Source organism: Acidobacteriota bacterium (genome assembly GCA_026707545.1).
Taxonomy (GTDB): domain Bacteria; phylum Acidobacteriota; class Thermoanaerobaculia; order Multivoradales; family Multivoraceae; genus Multivorans.
This window is the reverse complement of sequence record JAPOWR010000001.1, coordinates 1,187,454-1,201,946: the sequence shown is the minus strand read 5'-3', so window position 1 is coordinate 1,201,946 and position 14,493 is coordinate 1,187,454. Positions and strand designations below refer to the sequence as shown.

11 protein-coding genes are annotated in these 14,493 nt (G+C 68.3%); 1 reads left to right on the top strand and 10 read right to left on the bottom strand.

Going from position 1 to position 14,493, the window contains the following annotated elements; genetic code table 11:
• Nucleotide 1: 1 nt before the first annotated feature.
• Genes OXG83_04645 through OXG83_04625 form a run of 5 tightly spaced genes read right to left on the bottom strand, consistent with a single transcriptional unit; the run spans nucleotide 2 to nucleotide 5,085 of the window.
• On the bottom strand, nucleotides 2–703 hold the full coding sequence (locus OXG83_04645; protein ID MCY3964307.1) for an ABC transporter ATP-binding protein: 702 nt from the start codon (nucleotides 701–703) through the stop codon (nucleotides 2–4).
• Complete coding sequence (locus OXG83_04640; protein ID MCY3964306.1) at nucleotides 696–2,060, bottom strand: glycosyltransferase family 4 protein; 1,365 nt, start codon at nucleotides 2,058–2,060, stop codon at nucleotides 696–698. The genes OXG83_04645 and OXG83_04640 overlap by 8 nt, the downstream gene beginning before the upstream one ends.
• The gene (locus OXG83_04635) at nucleotides 2,057–3,514 is read right to left on the bottom strand and encodes a sodium:solute symporter family protein (protein ID MCY3964305.1); all 1,458 of its coding nucleotides are present in this window, start codon (nucleotides 3,512–3,514) and stop codon (nucleotides 2,057–2,059) included. The genes OXG83_04640 and OXG83_04635 overlap by 4 nt, the downstream gene beginning before the upstream one ends.
• Nucleotides 3,511–3,759, bottom strand: a complete 249-nt coding sequence (locus OXG83_04630; GenBank protein ID MCY3964304.1) for a hypothetical protein — start codon at nucleotides 3,757–3,759, stop codon at nucleotides 3,511–3,513. The genes OXG83_04635 and OXG83_04630 overlap by 4 nt, the downstream gene beginning before the upstream one ends.
• Before the next feature lie 24 nt (nucleotides 3,760–3,783).
• A complete protein-coding gene (locus OXG83_04625) occupies nucleotides 3,784–5,085 on the bottom strand; it encodes a tryptophan 7-halogenase (protein ID MCY3964303.1) in 1,302 nt (433 codons plus the stop codon).
• A gap of 157 nt (nucleotides 5,086–5,242) precedes the next feature.
• On the opposite strand from OXG83_04625, the gene OXG83_04620 reads away from it, so the two are divergent.
• Nucleotides 5,243–7,636: a TonB-dependent receptor gene (locus OXG83_04620; GenBank protein MCY3964302.1), complete on the top strand. Its 2,394-nt coding sequence runs from the start codon at nucleotides 5,243–5,245 to the stop codon at nucleotides 7,634–7,636.
• A 25-nt stretch (nucleotides 7,637–7,661) separates the two neighbouring features.
• Here the strand turns inward: OXG83_04620 and OXG83_04615 are convergent, their stop codons facing one another.
• The 5 genes from OXG83_04615 to OXG83_04595 all read right to left on the bottom strand — a co-directional run bounded on the left by OXG83_04615 (nucleotide 7,662) and on the right by OXG83_04595 (nucleotide 14,481).
• Nucleotides 7,662–9,011, bottom strand: a complete 1,350-nt coding sequence (locus OXG83_04615; protein ID MCY3964301.1) for a coproporphyrinogen-III oxidase family protein — start codon at nucleotides 9,009–9,011, stop codon at nucleotides 7,662–7,664.
• A 21-nt stretch (nucleotides 9,012–9,032) separates the two neighbouring features.
• On the bottom strand, nucleotides 9,033–10,262 hold the full coding sequence (locus tag OXG83_04610; GenBank protein MCY3964300.1) for a PQQ-binding-like beta-propeller repeat protein: 1,230 nt from the start codon (nucleotides 10,260–10,262) through the stop codon (nucleotides 9,033–9,035).
• Nucleotides 10,263–10,315: 53 nt separating this feature from the next.
• On the bottom strand, nucleotides 10,316–11,542 hold the full coding sequence (locus OXG83_04605) for an iron-containing alcohol dehydrogenase (GenBank protein ID MCY3964299.1): 1,227 nt from the start codon (nucleotides 11,540–11,542) through the stop codon (nucleotides 10,316–10,318).
• A 21-nt stretch (nucleotides 11,543–11,563) separates the two neighbouring features.
• Nucleotides 11,564–13,003: a PQQ-binding-like beta-propeller repeat protein gene (locus tag OXG83_04600; protein MCY3964298.1), complete on the bottom strand. Its 1,440-nt coding sequence runs from the start codon at nucleotides 13,001–13,003 to the stop codon at nucleotides 11,564–11,566.
• 137 nt (nucleotides 13,004–13,140) lie between these two features.
• Complete coding sequence (locus OXG83_04595; GenBank protein ID MCY3964297.1) at nucleotides 13,141–14,481, bottom strand: PQQ-binding-like beta-propeller repeat protein; 1,341 nt, start codon at nucleotides 14,479–14,481, stop codon at nucleotides 13,141–13,143.
• Between the last annotated feature and the right edge of the window lie 12 nt (nucleotides 14,482–14,493).

Here is a 14,493-nt window from a genome sequence, read left to right as displayed (position 1 = left end):
GTCAGCCTCCGGCCGCCCGCTCCGGCGCCACTTCCTCGATCAGGCCGGCGCGCAGCTCGACGCGGCGCGGCAACCTCGCGGCGAGCTCCAGGCTGTGGGTCACGACGATCAGGGCGCTCTCCTCGTCGCGGTGGAGTTCAAGCAGCAGGTCGGCTACCGAACCCGCCGTCTCCCCGTCCAGGTTGCCGGTCGGCTCGTCACACAGGAGCAAGCTAGGGCCATTGATCACCGCGCGCACGATCGCGGCCCGCTGCCGCTCGCCACCCGACAACTGGGCCGGCCGGTGATCGACGCGGGCGCCGAGACCAACCCGATCCAGCAGGGCCAGCGCACGCCCTTCCGTGTCGTTCTCTCCGTTCCCGGCGGCCACCGTCGGCAGCAGGACGTTCTGCAGCATCGTGTACTGAGGCAGCAGGTAGTGATCCTGGAACACCAGGCCGACGCGGCGGCTTCTGAACGCCGCCAACTCCCGTTCCGGCAGATCGTGGGCAACCTCGCCGCCAATCCGGACGCTGCCCGAGGTCGGCGTCTCGAGCGTCGCGGCAAGATGCAGCAGGGTGCTCTTGCCGCTGCCGGACGGACCGGTGACCGCCATCGCTTCCCCCGTATCGAGAGAGAACGAGATGCCCCGCAGTACCTCGACGGCGCCCGCCTCGGTGCCGTAGGACTTCGTGACGTGCTCGAAGCGGAGGGCCTCAGCCATGACCGGCCGATGCTAGCGCCGGCCCGCCGGCGTCGCTTTCGCGACGGGACAGCCCGCGCCGGTAGGAGGCGAGCGTTTCCGCGGCCATCAGCTCCGCCGCGTAGTGGCGGCGCACGCCGGAAATGCCGGACCGGCCCAGGTGGCGCCGGCGTTCCGCGTCGCCGGCCAACTGTTCGACGGCGTCCGCCAATGCCGACGGATCGCCGGCGGGCACCAGCGTGCCGCCGCCTGTCCGCTCGAGCATCTCCGGAAACGCGCCGTGGTCGGGCAGCACGGCCGGAACACCGTTCGCCATCGCCTCGAGCGCCGGCAGTCCCTTGGCCTCTCGGTAGACCGTCGGCAGCACGAGCGCATGCAGGCTGCACAGCAGCTCGATCTTCTCCTCGCGGGTTACCTCTCCCAGCCAGTCGAAGTGCGGCTCGAGCCCCCAGTCGGCGATCCGGCGCCGCTGCTCCTCGAAGTACGCGCGGTCGCGGCCGCCCAGGTAGCCGGCGGCGCGGAAACGGACGCTGCCCGTCCCCAGCCGGTCGCTCAACGCCTTGAACGCCTCGGCGGCGAGGTGAAACCCCTTCTCCGGGCACATCCGCGCCAGGTAGCCGATGACCAGGGTCGACTCCGGAGGCTCCGCCTCGCGGTGACCGTGTCCCTCGAGCTCGATTCCCAGGCGCGCCACGTCGATGTCGGCCGGGGGCAACTCGAGCAGCTCCGCCATCGTCGCCGCGTAGTAGTCGTTCGGCGCCACCAGGACGTCGACCTCGCGCACGCGCTTCCGCATCTCCTCGACCACCAGGGACTTGTGGGGCTCGTCCAGGTCCTGGAGGAAGATGTCCTCGCCCTGGAGACCGCAGACGATCAGCGCCTCCGGAAGCGCCTCACGAAGCCGGTGCACCATCCCCACGAGCATCGAGTTCGTCAGGTGGACGACGTCGGGCCGGAACTCGTCGGCGAGCCATCGCGCCAGGCTCTGGAGCTCCGCCAGTTGACGCCCCTCCTCGCCCCGCACCATGGACAGGGCGAGTTCACCGAGCTGGTGGGCGTCGGTCGCCGACGCCGACCGGGTGACCCGCGAAAGCAGCCCGGGGTTGTCCAGCAACCTGCGGAGCGCCGCGGGCGCCCGGCTCCAAAGCGGCAGCTTCTGCTCCAGATAGATGTTCACCGCGCCATAGAAGACGCGGCCGTAACTCACGTTCTCCTCGTCGGTCCGGAGCGGCGTGTAGATCGGCAGCAACAGCGCGTTGTGCCCTCGGTGCTGGAGTTCGCGGACCAGGGTGTTGTCGTGGATGCAACTGCCGCAGAGCATGCCGCCGGCGCCGGCGGCCAGATAGGCGATGCGCAGCGGCTGGTCCGTACTGTTCACGGGATAAACCGGGCTACCCGCTCGGGCGTGGGCGGGCTGCTCAAAAGGGAGCCGACGATCATGGCCAGGGTGGAACCCGCGAAGACGACGGCGACCGGCATGACGCCGGTGCCGCCGACGCTGTAGTCCGCATCGCCGATGCCGCGAACGAAGAACCAGGTCCAGAGCGCGATCACCGTGAGGATCGACGCGCCCGCGCCCGCCGCCGTGCTCCGGCGCCAGTAGAGCGCCGCGACCACGACCGGCAGCAGGGAGGCGAAGCCCGTGAACGACCACACAGAGAGCGCGAAGATGCTGCGCTCGGCCACCAGGGACAGCAGGAACACGGTCGCCACGACCCCGACGACGAACATCCGGCCCAGCCGCACCTGGCGCGCCTCGTCCAGGTCGCCGCCCCAGCGATAGTGCCGAACGACGTCCTGCGTGAACATCGTGCCCAGCGAGAGCGACTGGGAGTCGAGCGACGACATGATGGCGGCAAAGACGCCCGCGCCCAGCAGGCCAGCGAGCAGCTCGGGAGTGTAGAGCGCGATCATCCGGACCAGGACCGAGTTCGAGGCCGCACCGTCGAGCCCCGGAAAGTCGATGTTCCCGAACAGCCCGAGCAGCACGCTGGGGATCCACACCACGGCGATGCAGACCGGGTAGAGGACGACCGGCGCCTTGAAGGTCGCCGCTCGCTTGGCCGACAGCCAGTGCGCGAAGATGTGCGGAAAGGTCCCCACGGACAGGGGGATCAGGGTGTAGCTGAGCAGCCGCAACGGGTGGATCGCCTCGCCCCGGATCAGCAGCTCCGGCCGACTCTCCGCGACCCGGTCGAGGGCCGGGCCCACCCCCCCGAGCCTGGTGACGATCAGTACCGCCGTCACCGCCCCGAGCAGCATGAACATCGCGGTCTGGAACGTGTTCACCCAGGCCGTGCCGCGAAGTCCTCCGCTGGTCACGTAGCCGATCACGACCCCCGAGACGAGCAGACTGCCAAGCCACGCCGGCGCCGCCCCGTCCGTGATCTGTCCCAGCACCACGCCGCCTCCCATCACGCCGATCAGCAGGTAGGGCAGGAGCAGCAGGACGAGAACGACGAAGAGCAGGAGGCCGATGCCGTCCGAGCCCCAGCGGGCGCGGACGAACTGCACCTGGGTCAGGAGTCCGAGACGCCTCCCCACGGCCCAGACCCGTGTGCCGACGAAGAAGAAGACGATCGGCACCATCAGGGCCGACGACGACGCCATCAGGGAGAAGACGCCGATGCCGATCCGGTAGGACTCCGCCGAAGCGCCGAGCAGGGCGAACGAGGTCATGTGCGTGCCGAACAGGGTCATCAGCAGCACGAACGGCCCGATCGTCCGGCCGGCGACGAAGAAGTCCTCGCCGGTCGCGGCCAGCCGCCGGTTGCTCCAGACCCCGATCAGCAGGACCGCCGCAAGGTACGCGAAGATGACGGTGAGAGTCACCTCCGGCCCACCTCGTCGTCACCAGCCTCCCCGGCCAGTTTGTCGAGCACGCCGCCGGGCCAGGCGACCCGCACCAGCCCCCACATCGCGAGTACGACCGCCGCCGAGAACAGGATGTGGTACGTCAAGCCGACCGGCAAACCCAGAAACCGGCCCGGATCGTCCCAGAACCACAGGTCGTTGTGCAGCAGGTACAGCACCGGCAGCGCCGCGTAGGCCGTGACCCGGGCTGCTCGAGCCGCCATGGAAACTGCCCGACGACTTCCGGCTCAGGTGGCCTGGAGCGGCTGCGGAGTCGCCGCTGTGGCCGCCTCGGGCGCACTCATCGCCCTGCCGCCGCCGGCGGCGGCGAAGGTCGCCATGTCCTCGAACATGGACGTGAAGTCCAGTTCGAACACGTCGCCGATCAGAATGCGGGTGACCTTGCTCTGGTGTTGCGGGTAGAGCCGCAGGAACGCGCCGACGCTGAAGTTCCGGTCGTAGAAGACGTTGACCAGTTGCCGCACGGCCTCGACGCCGCGCATCAGGAGAGGCTGGAACGCGCCCAGGCGTTGGCCCGAGAGGTCGTCCGCCGCGATCGCCCCGATCGCGGTCTCGGCCGCCATCTCCCCCGACTTGAGCGCCAGGAAGACTCCCGACGAGTAGACCGGATCGATGAACGAGAACGCGTCGCCGATCGCGATCCAGCCGTCGCCCGCCATCTTCTCAATGCGGTAGGAGAAATCCTTCATCACGGACACCGGCCGGCACTGATGGGCCGGTGCAATGCGCCGCTCGATCTCGGCGCAGTTCCTGACCTCCTCGAAGAAGATCTCGTGCGGTCTGCCGTCGCGCTTCCTGATCAGCGTGTCCATCGGCCCGACCACGCCGACGCTCACCACGTCCCCGGCCAGCGGGATGTACCAGAACCAGCACTCTCCGGACTTCGTGTGCAGGATCAGGGTCGCGCCCTCGTCCTTCCCCTCGTCCCGGATCGCTCCCCGGAAGTGGGTGTAGATCGAGGCATGGCGCAGGCCGTAGTCGACCCGGCCGAGGTCGAGCCGTCTCGCGAGCAGGGCGCTCTGGCCGGTGGCGTCGATCACGACCCGGCTCTTGAGTTCCACGGACCCGCCGTCGTTCGCCGCAACCGCACGCACCCCGACCGCGCGATCGTCCTCGAACAGCACGTCGCGGACGTTGACGCCGCGATGGACTTCCGCGCCCTGCCCGGCCGCCGTCTCCATCAAGAGCTCATCGAACTCGGAACGGCGCACCTGCCAGGTGCGGGCGCTGTCGTCCCCCGGCCGTTCCTTGTCGAAGTAGAACGGCATGGACGCCTTTCCGGTCCTGGTGAAGAACTGGACGGAGTGCTTCTCGACGAAGTGGCTCTCCTGCATCGCGCGGAGCGCTCCCATCTTCTCGAACACGCCATGGGTGTCCGGCATCAGCGATTCGCCGATCTTGAACACCGGTGCGGCCTCCCGCTCGAGCAGCAGCGTGCGCAGCCCGCCACGCGCGGCGATCGCCGCCGCCGCGGAGCCGCCCGGGCCGGCGCCGACAACGATCGCGTCAAAGGAGGATGCGGCGAACATCGCAGCGAGTCTACGGCAGGGAATCGACGCCGACCACCGGCAACCTGAAAGGCCTCCGACGCGTAGTGCCTATGTTGTAGCCTGCGCCGAATACTGACTCCCGTCGGGCCCGAGTCGTTCGCGTCCGACCGTCCGTAGCCTCAAGAGGTACTTGCCGATGCGCTTCACTTCTGCCCCGTTTCTGACCGTCAGCCTCCCACTGGCACTCTTTGCCGGCGCCGCGGTGGCCCAGGATCCCGACGATCCGGAATCCACCGTCACGGACGAGATCACCGTCACCGCGCAGCGGGTCGAGGAGGCCGTGCAGGACGTGCCGATCTCGATCATCACCCGGTCGGGCGAAGAACTCGAGCAGCAGGCGATCGGCGACGTGCAGGCGCTGGCCGAGGCCTCGCCTGGAGTCGTGATCTCGGGGCAGAGCCCGACGACGGGCGAAGTCGCCATCTACATCCGCGGCATTGGCTCGAGCACACTCGGCATCGGTACCGAACCGACCGTCGGCTACTACGTGGACGGCGTCTACATGCCGCGGCCGCAAGCCGCGGTGAACCCCTTCCTCGACCTGGAGCGAATCGAGATCCTCCGCGGCCCCCAAGGCACACTGTGGGGACGGAACTCGACTGCCGGCGCGGTGAACGTCGTCACACGCGCGCCGGAGGGACAGTTCCATGGGCGCCTCTTCACTTCGTTTTCCCAGTACGACTCGAGTCAGTCGGCTGAAGGGCGGCGCTACGGCATGTCGCTCACCGGCCCTGTATCGGGCAAGGTCTGGGGGCGCTTCACGGGCGCCACGGCCCAGATCGAGGATCCGACCTACAACGACTTCCTGGGCGCAGGCGCCGACAACTTCGACGGCGTCACGCTTCGGGGCTCGCTCACCTTCCTGCCCTCCGACTCGCTGACTTTCACGATCCGGGCCGACGGCACGGACGACGACGCACACGCGAACTTCCCCTTCAAGCCGTTCGAGGTCTCCCCCTACAGCACGGTGGGGACGCTGAACCGGTTCTACGGCTACTCCGAACCCGCCGACGTCCATCGCATCTCGACCGAAACTCCGGCGCTGTCTCTCTACGAGGAGTCCGGCTTCTCGCTGACGGTGAACAAGGCGATGGCGGGTGGCACGAGCCTGACCTCGATCAGCAGTTGGCGCGAGTTCGACTCGCGGCGAGACGCGGACATCGACGGCTCGCCCCACGTCTTCGTCACCAACGCCGCAAGCCTCAACTCCCAGTGGTGGTCACAGGAGTTCCAACTCCACGGTGCCAGCGAACGCGCCAACTGGGTCGCCGGGGCCTACGCCTTCAACGAGGAGAGCGGGACGCAGGTCGCCAACATCACCGACACTGCGCTGCTCGGTGTCTGGCTGTTCGCGAACAGTCCCCAACTCTTCCTCTTCGACCCGACGAACTACTGCTCGCTCGGCATCCTGGCGCCGCCCTTCCTGTGCGGGCCGGCCTACTACAACGCCGTGGCGCCGTTCCTGGGTCTTCCCCTGCCGGGAGCGCCGACGCCGCTGCCGTTCGAGAGCAACCTCGACGCTTCCCTCTACGCCGCCTACGGTCAGGTCGACTGGCACCTTAGCGACCGCGTCAGCCTGACCACGGGTGCGCGCTACACGGCGGACGAGAAGACGCATGACCAGGCGGCGCTGAACTTCCAGACCTTCATGCCGGAACTGCAGGTCCTGAACGACAGTTGGAGCGCGCTGACTCCCAAGCTGGGCCTCGAGATCCGCCCCCGGGAGCACGTGATGCTCTACGGCGCGGTGACCGCCGGCTACAAGAGCGGCGGCTACAACTCGATCTCGCTGCAACCGGCCTTCGACGAGGAGACGGTCACGAGTTTCGAAATCGGCATCAAGTCCTCCGTCGCCGACCGCAAGGTGAGGATCAACGCCGCCGCCTTCAACTACGACTACGACGATCTGCAGGTGGCGGTGCTCTACCCGGATCGCTCGGTGGTCGAGAACGCGGCCAAGGCACGGATCCGGGGCCTCGACTTTGAACTTTCGGCACGGCCGAACCCGCGCTTCTCCTTCGATCTCTCGCTCGAGGTCCTCGACGACGAGTTCACCCGGTTCACGACGCTCGATCCCTTTCTCCAGGCCCAGTTCGTGGAGCAGTTGTTGGCCGCGGGCCTGATCGACCCGACCCAAGTGCTTCTGGGCGGCGGCGGCGCGCTTCCGATCGAACCCAGCGACCTGTCGGGCAACGGTTTGCCCCGCGCGCCCGACTTCGCCGCCACCGCCGCGCTGCGCTACACGTTCGACCTCGGCGGGAGCGGTTCGCTGACCGCGCGCGGCGAGTACCAGTACACGGACGATGTGGCCTTCGACGCCTTCGAGCGCTTCATCCAGCCTTCCTACGGCCTGTTCCACGCCCAGTTGCGCTGGACTTCGGCGCAGGGCCGGATGTTCCTCGCGGCCTACGGCCGGAACCTCGGCGACGAGGAATACCGGCTCAGCCAGTTCTTCGTGAACTACACCGGGTCGCTGGCGGTCTGGGCGCCGCCGGCGGAGGTCGGCCTGCAGTTCGGTATCGACTTCTAGCGGACTGGGACGCCAGCGCCCGTTGCTACGTGTAGCGGGCGCCGCGGTACTGCTCGTCGTAGAACCGCGGCAGTAGCTGGTCGACCCGGAGAAGGCCGCCCTCGCTGAGTTCGACCCGCTCCGGACCGACCGTGGCAAGCCCCTGCTCGGTCAGACTGCCGAAGGCGTCGGCATAGTCCTCCACCACGTCGACACCGAACTTGCGCTCGAAGGCGCCTCTTTCGAGCCAGCCCCGCTTCAACTGCAGGATGACCTCCCGGGTCAGCCGCTCGCGAGCGGTCGTTGCCAGGGCCCGGCGCGTGGCCAGACCCCCGCCTGCGATCGCGGCGAGGTAATCATCCCAGCGGTCGTGGTTCTGCAGGTGGACGCCACCCATGTGGCCGAACGACGAGACGCCGATCGGGATCATGTCGGCGCCGCTCCAGACTTCCCGGGCGTAGACGAACTTGCAGCCCCGGTCCCGCCTCATCATCGTGTAGGCGCTCCAGCGCTCGAATCCGGCGCGCTCGAACTGCTCGAAGGCGTAGGCGTGCCATTCCCGCTTCGTGCGCCAGTCGGCGAAGGCCGGCACGTCCTCGTCGCCACGGAGCCTGGCCTTCGAGTACACCGTGTTGAAGGGCAGTTCCATCTGGTAGAGCGTGATCGAGTCCGGGTCATACTCGATCGTCAGGTCGACCGTCCGCTTCCAGCTCTCCCAGGTCTCGCCGACCATCCCGGCGATCAGGTCGACGTTCAACTGGCGGAAGCCCTGGGCGCGGATCCAGTCCCGCACCCGGTAGATCTCCTTCGACACATGGGCGCGGCCGTTCTCCTGAAGGATCGCGTCGTCGAAGTTCTCCACACCGAGGCTCAGCCGGGTGACGCCGATGCCGCGGATCGCTTCCAGCTTGGACTGCGTCAGCGTCCCCGGCTCGCACTCGAAGGCCACTTCCTCCGCGCCGTCCCACGGCATCACGCCCTGGAGTCGCTCGGCCAGCGGAGTCAACTGCTTGGCGGCGATGTAGGACGGCGTGCCGCCGCCGAAGTAGACGAAGTCGAGCTGGCGTCCCTGGATTGCGGCCCGCTCCGCGTAGCGCTCCAGCTCCGATCCCAGAGCATCGAGGTAGCTCCCGATCTGCTCGTGGTTCTTGTCGATGTAGACGCGGAAGTAGCAGAACTTGCAGCGCTTGCGGCAGAACGGGATGTGGATGTAGAGACCCAGGGAGGCACCGGGCGCGGGCTCCCGATCAAGGGCCGCCATCGCCTCCCCGACGGCAGCCTCGTTCCAGGCCGAGTACGGCGGGTAGTTCGACACGAAGACCGAGCCGATGTCGGTCGCCTCAAGATCGAGCAGGCCGGTCGCCGGCTCCGCGATCACCGCACCGCCCTCAGTCATGCCTGCCACGCTTCGGACCCCTCACCCGAAGCAGTAGAGGATGCCGTCCAGACTGCCGATCACGAGCCGCTTCGATGCGACAGCCGGCGAGGCCATGATCGCCGAACCGGTATCGAACTCCCATACCGGCTCCCCCGTCGCCTTGTCGAGCGCGAGCAGGGGCCCGCGTTTCGAGCCCAGGAAGATCCGATCGCCCACGATCACCGGCGACGAATCGAGTCGCGCGCCGCTGTTCCACTGCCACTTCCGCTCGCCGGTCCGGGGATCGAGGGCATGGACGATCTTGTCCCGTCCCCCGATGACGACGATCTCGTCGTCGGCCGCGGCGGAGGCGTAGTAGGGGAATTTCCGAATCTCGTGCTCGTAGGCCCAGGCGACCTGGCGTTGCTCGAGATCGATGCCCAGCACCTCGTTCTCGTAGGTGGCGACGTAGGCCAGCCCGTCGACGACCGCGGGGCTCGAGGCCGCCTGTCCACGCAGGTCGATCTTGTGAACGGTGTCCCCGGTCTCGATGTCGATCAGCCACATGTAGCCGTCGCATCCCGAAACCGTCGTCAGCCCGTCGGCGACCGCCGGCGTGCCGTGGACGTAGCCTTCGGTCTCGACCTGCCAGAGCTTCTTGCCGCTCTCGCGGTCCAGGCAGTAGAGCGAGTTGTCGTAGGAACCGACGAGCAGCCGGTCTCCGTAGCGGGAGACGCCGGCGTAGATCTCGCCCAGCGTCTCGAACTGCCACTCCTCTTCCCCGGTCTCCGCGTCCAGCGCGTGGATCAGGCCGTACTCGTCACCGACGTAGACGACGCCTTCGAAGACCGACAGGGGCGCCTTGATCGGCGTTTCCGCGTCGAACCGCCAGAGTTCCCTGCCGCTCTCGAGGGTAAGGGCGTAGACCCGGCCCTCGTAATCGCCGAAGAAGACAACGCCTCCCACGATGGCGGCCGTACTCTCGATCTCGCTCTCCGTATCGAAGGTCCAGAGCAGCTTCGGCTCCGCGGGCAGGGTCGTACCCGCCACACCGGTGCCCAGCAAGTTGCCGCGAAACACCGGCCAGGCGTCCGCGGCCGGGCGGAACAGATCGTTCTTCGCCGCCGGATCGGGATTCCCGCCGTCTCCCGCCGTCGCCACGGTTCCCGCGGCGACGAGTCCACCGAGCAGCAGGACCGCGACGGCCGCCAGGTTCCTCAACGGACGTGGAAACGCCCGTTTCGCCGGGTTGCGGCGCCGGTGGCTTCGAGGCTGAACGAACTTCGACATGGCAGTTACCGGGACAGTGATCGGCGGCTCGAGGCGACGCGGTCCCGCACCTGTCAGAACGCCGCCTGGTAGAGGCTCAGCATATCGGAGGCGGTCACGGCGCGCGGGTTGAACTGAGCCGTCCACTGCTTGGATGCCTGGGTGGCCAACACCTCCAGATCGGCCTCCCGAACGCCCAGATCCCTCAAACGCCCGGCCACCCCGGCGCTGCGGCGAAGACCGGTCCAGGACTCGGCAAGCCGCGTGCTCGCGGGCGGGTTGCCGGCTCCGGATCCGCCGAGCAGGCGGACGAGGCCCGTGTAGCCGGTGTCGCCGGTCTCGCCGTTGTAGCGGACGACGTGATCCAGCATGACCGCGACGGCCACGCCATGCGTGATGTCGTAGCGAGCGGTGAGCGGATTCGCCAGGCCGTGCGCCGCGCCCAGCATCGACGCCTCGATCGCGGCCCCCGCGAGGTGGGCTCCCAGCAGCATGTCGCCCCACAACTCGTTGATCTCCACCTCGGACCTGGCATTCGAGTGCGCCTGCGAGTCGGCACTCTGAGCCTCGACGACAACCTCGAACCCACGGAGAAGACGTCGAAAGCCCTCGGACGCGAACATCCGGGAGTACGGGTTGGCAGCGGTCGCAACGAAGCTCTCCATCGCATGGGAGAACGCGTCCAGGCCCGTCGCGGCCATGACGTAGGGCGGGGCCGTGCGCGCGAGTTCCGGATCGAGGAGGGTGGCCAGAAACCGTGCTTTCGGGTCGCCACAGGCCATCTTCCGGTGGTCGTCCTCGCGTGAGATGACGGCGAACGACTGCGCCTCGCTGCCGGTCCCCGCGGTGCATGGAACCCCGATCGAAGGCAGCATCGGCCGGCTGGCCTTGCCGAACCCCCAGTAGTCCTCCATCCGGCCGCCGTTCGTGAACACGAAGTTAGCGCCCTTGGCGCAGTCCATCGCTGAACCGCCCCCCAGACCGACGAGGAACGTGGCGCGGTGGGACCTCGCGGCAGCGGCCGCCTCGGCCACGTCGCGTTCCCCGGGGTTCTCCCTGACCTCGGAGAAGACCGCGACCTCAAGGCCGGCACTCCGGAGTGAAGCAGATGCGCGGTCGAGATGGCCGGCCGCGGCTACCCCCGGATCCGTGACCACGAGCACGCGGCCGCCGCCGAGTTCCTGAACGAGGTCGCCAACGAGGTCGATCACGCCCGCGCCGAAGAGCACCCGGCCCGGCGCCGTGTCGACGCTCCAGGAGTCCTCCGTCTCGAGCGGTCGCTGCCCTCGCTTGAGTCCCACGAGTGGTCTGGAGCGGCCCCCTCAGTCGGATCCGATCGCGAACACGTCGGAGCGAGTGGCCACGTAGATGCGGCCGTCCTCGGCGACCGGTGTCGTGTAGACCGCCGAGCCCATGTTGTGCTCCGCGATCACCTTCTCCTCACGACCCGCCTCGAGCACGACGACGTCCCCGTCCTCGTCGCCCAGGTAGACCTTGCCGTCCGCCACGAACGCCGAACCCCAGACCGCCGCGAAGGTGTCGTGGGTCCAGAGGTGCTCGCCCGTCTCGACGTCCAGCACGTAGAGGAAGCCGCTCAGGTCCGGGATGTAGAGCAGGCCATCGGCGATGGCCGCCGTGGAGATCGTGCGGTTGAAGTCCTCGCCGCCGAAGTGCCAGAAGGAAGCACTGTCGGTCGCGTCGCCCTCGACACCCGCGTCCAGCGCATAGAGGTGGCCGGGCCCCTCGCCGTGTTCCGGATCCTGGCCGACGCCCAGGTAGAAGCGGTTGTTGTAGAAGACCGGCGTCGAGATGACGTTGTTGCGGGTGCCCGCGCCTCCAAGCTCCCAGACCGAGTCCTTGGGGTTCAGATCGAACTTCCAAAGGAGCTTCCCGGTCGCCGGCTCATAGGTGTAGAGCCAGCCGTCGCCGCCCGGAAACGCGATCTGCGGCTGGCCGTCGACCACTCCGTAGGCCGGGTTCGACCACGAGCCGTGCAGGACCGCATCGCTGCTGTCGATGCTCTCCCAGACCAATTCACCGGTGTTCTTGTCCATCGCGACGAATGCCGGCGACGCTGGCGAGGGCAGGTTGATGTGGCCCTCGTCGACCCCGGCGCCGGTCACCGTGAACAGCAGGTCGCCGACGACCAGGGGCGATCCGGCGGCCAGATTGTGGGGAAACACGTCGAGTTCGGCGATCATGTCGTACTCCCACACGATGTCGGCGTCGAGTTCCTCCCTGTACTGCTCGTCCGTCATGCCGTCGTTCACACCGTCCCGAAAACCGTCGACGTCCACGGCCACGATCGTCGCGCGGTTCGACACGTAGTAGACGCGGTCGCCGTCGACATAGGGCGTGGAACACACGCCCTGAAGGGGCCAGTCGTTGACGCGGCCGGCGCCCAGCTTGTCGTGCGTGGCCTGCCAGAGGAGGCCGCCGGTGTCCTTGTCCAGGGCAATGACGACCCCCTTGTCACCCTCGATGCCGGGACGGCGAAGACCCTCGTTGTTCGTACCCACGAACACCCGCCCGTCGCGGAAGACCGGGCCCGCATAGGTCTGGGAGCCGACCTTGGCTCTCCAGATGATGTTCTCGCCGCTCCTGACGTCCCAGTGGGTCGGCAGGCCCTTCGCATCGGAGACCATGTTCCGCGCCGGCGTGTTGCCGAACATCGCCGGCGGCTCGGGTTCCGCCGCCGCGATCGGCGCCGTCACAGCGCCGGCCAGAAGGAGCGCCGCAGGTAGAGAAAGTCGAGACTTCATGGTGTTCCAGTCCGTTGGTCGAATGAGCGTGTCGCTGCTGCCGGCGAGCGAGAGGACCCGTTCACGACGACCTCGTCGCCGCGGCCCCGCCGCCGAAGGGCGGCAACGGTATCAAAGGGCACCGAGCTGCTGCCGCTCTAACGGACGCCCAGCGCGTAGAGCGTCTCACTGGTGGCCAGGTACAGCACGGAGCCGGCCGCCACCGGCGAGGCGTAGACCGCCCCGGGCATCACGTTCTCGGCAAGCACGTCCAGGGTCCGGCCGCTCCCGAGCACTGCGACGTCGCCCTCCGTGTCGGCGGCGTAGACCCTCCCGTCCGCGACCAGGGGCGAACTCCAGAACGGGGCCAGGGCGTCGTAGACCCACAGCTTCTCGCCGGTGTCCGCATCGAGCGCGAAGAGGAAGCCGTTCAGGTCCGCCGCGTAGACGACGCCGCCGGCAACCGCGACGGTGGCGATCGCGCGCCCGAAGTCCGGATCCTCGAACCGCCACCGAGCGCCGCCCGCGGTGACGTCGGCGTTGCCGGCGGCGTCGACCGCCCACAGCGCGCCGGGTCTGAGGGACACCTCCGGATCGCGGCCCATCGCCACGTAGACCGTGCCGTCGTGGAAGACGGGCGTCGCCACGATCGCGTGGCGATTCGCGGAATCCCGGACGTCGCCACCAACGAGAGCCGAGTTCCCGTCGAAGCGCCAAAGCTCCCGGCCGGTCGCCGCATGGAAAGCGTAGAGCCAACCGTCCCCGCCCGGGAAGACGACCTGCTTCCGCTCGCCCACGTGGCCGTGGGACGGGCTTCCCCACTGACCGTCGATCAGGCCCGCTCCCGGGCTCGCGGCGCTCCACCTGGGGAGCCCGCTCACGCGGTCGACCGCCGCGAAGCTGGACGCTTCGGGGGCGGGCACGCGGCCATCGTCCGTCACGCCGTTGCTCGTGGAGACGAATACGAGGTCGTCCACGACGAGAGGCGTCGACGCTGCCATGTGCTTCGGAAACACGCCCCACTCGGCCAGCATGTCGAGGGACCAGACCGTGTTTCCCTCGAGATCGACCGCCAAGAGTTCGGCGCGGTTGGAGACGTAGTAGAGCCGTTCGCCGTCGAACGAAGGAGTCGAGCAGACCCCCTGCAGCGGCCAGTCGTTCGCCTCCCCCGTCGCGAGCTTCTCGTGGGTGATCTGCCACCGGAAGCTGCCGTCCCGGCGGTCGAAGGCCATGACGACCCCGCGGTCGCCGATCACCTCCGGATCCCGGGGCCGCTCATTGTTCGTCCCGACGACGATCAGGTCGCCCGCGATCGTCGGCCCGCCGTAGGTCACCGTGCCGAGGTCGGCCGACCACAGGACGCCCTCGCCCGACGCGACATCCCAGGTCGCCGGCAGGTTATCCGCCGTCGCTACGCGGTTGCGCCCCGGACTCGCATCGTGTGCCTGCAGCACCCCGGCCAGCGAGGCGAGCAGTGAAACGGCGAGGACCGTCCTCATGGACCGCGTCGG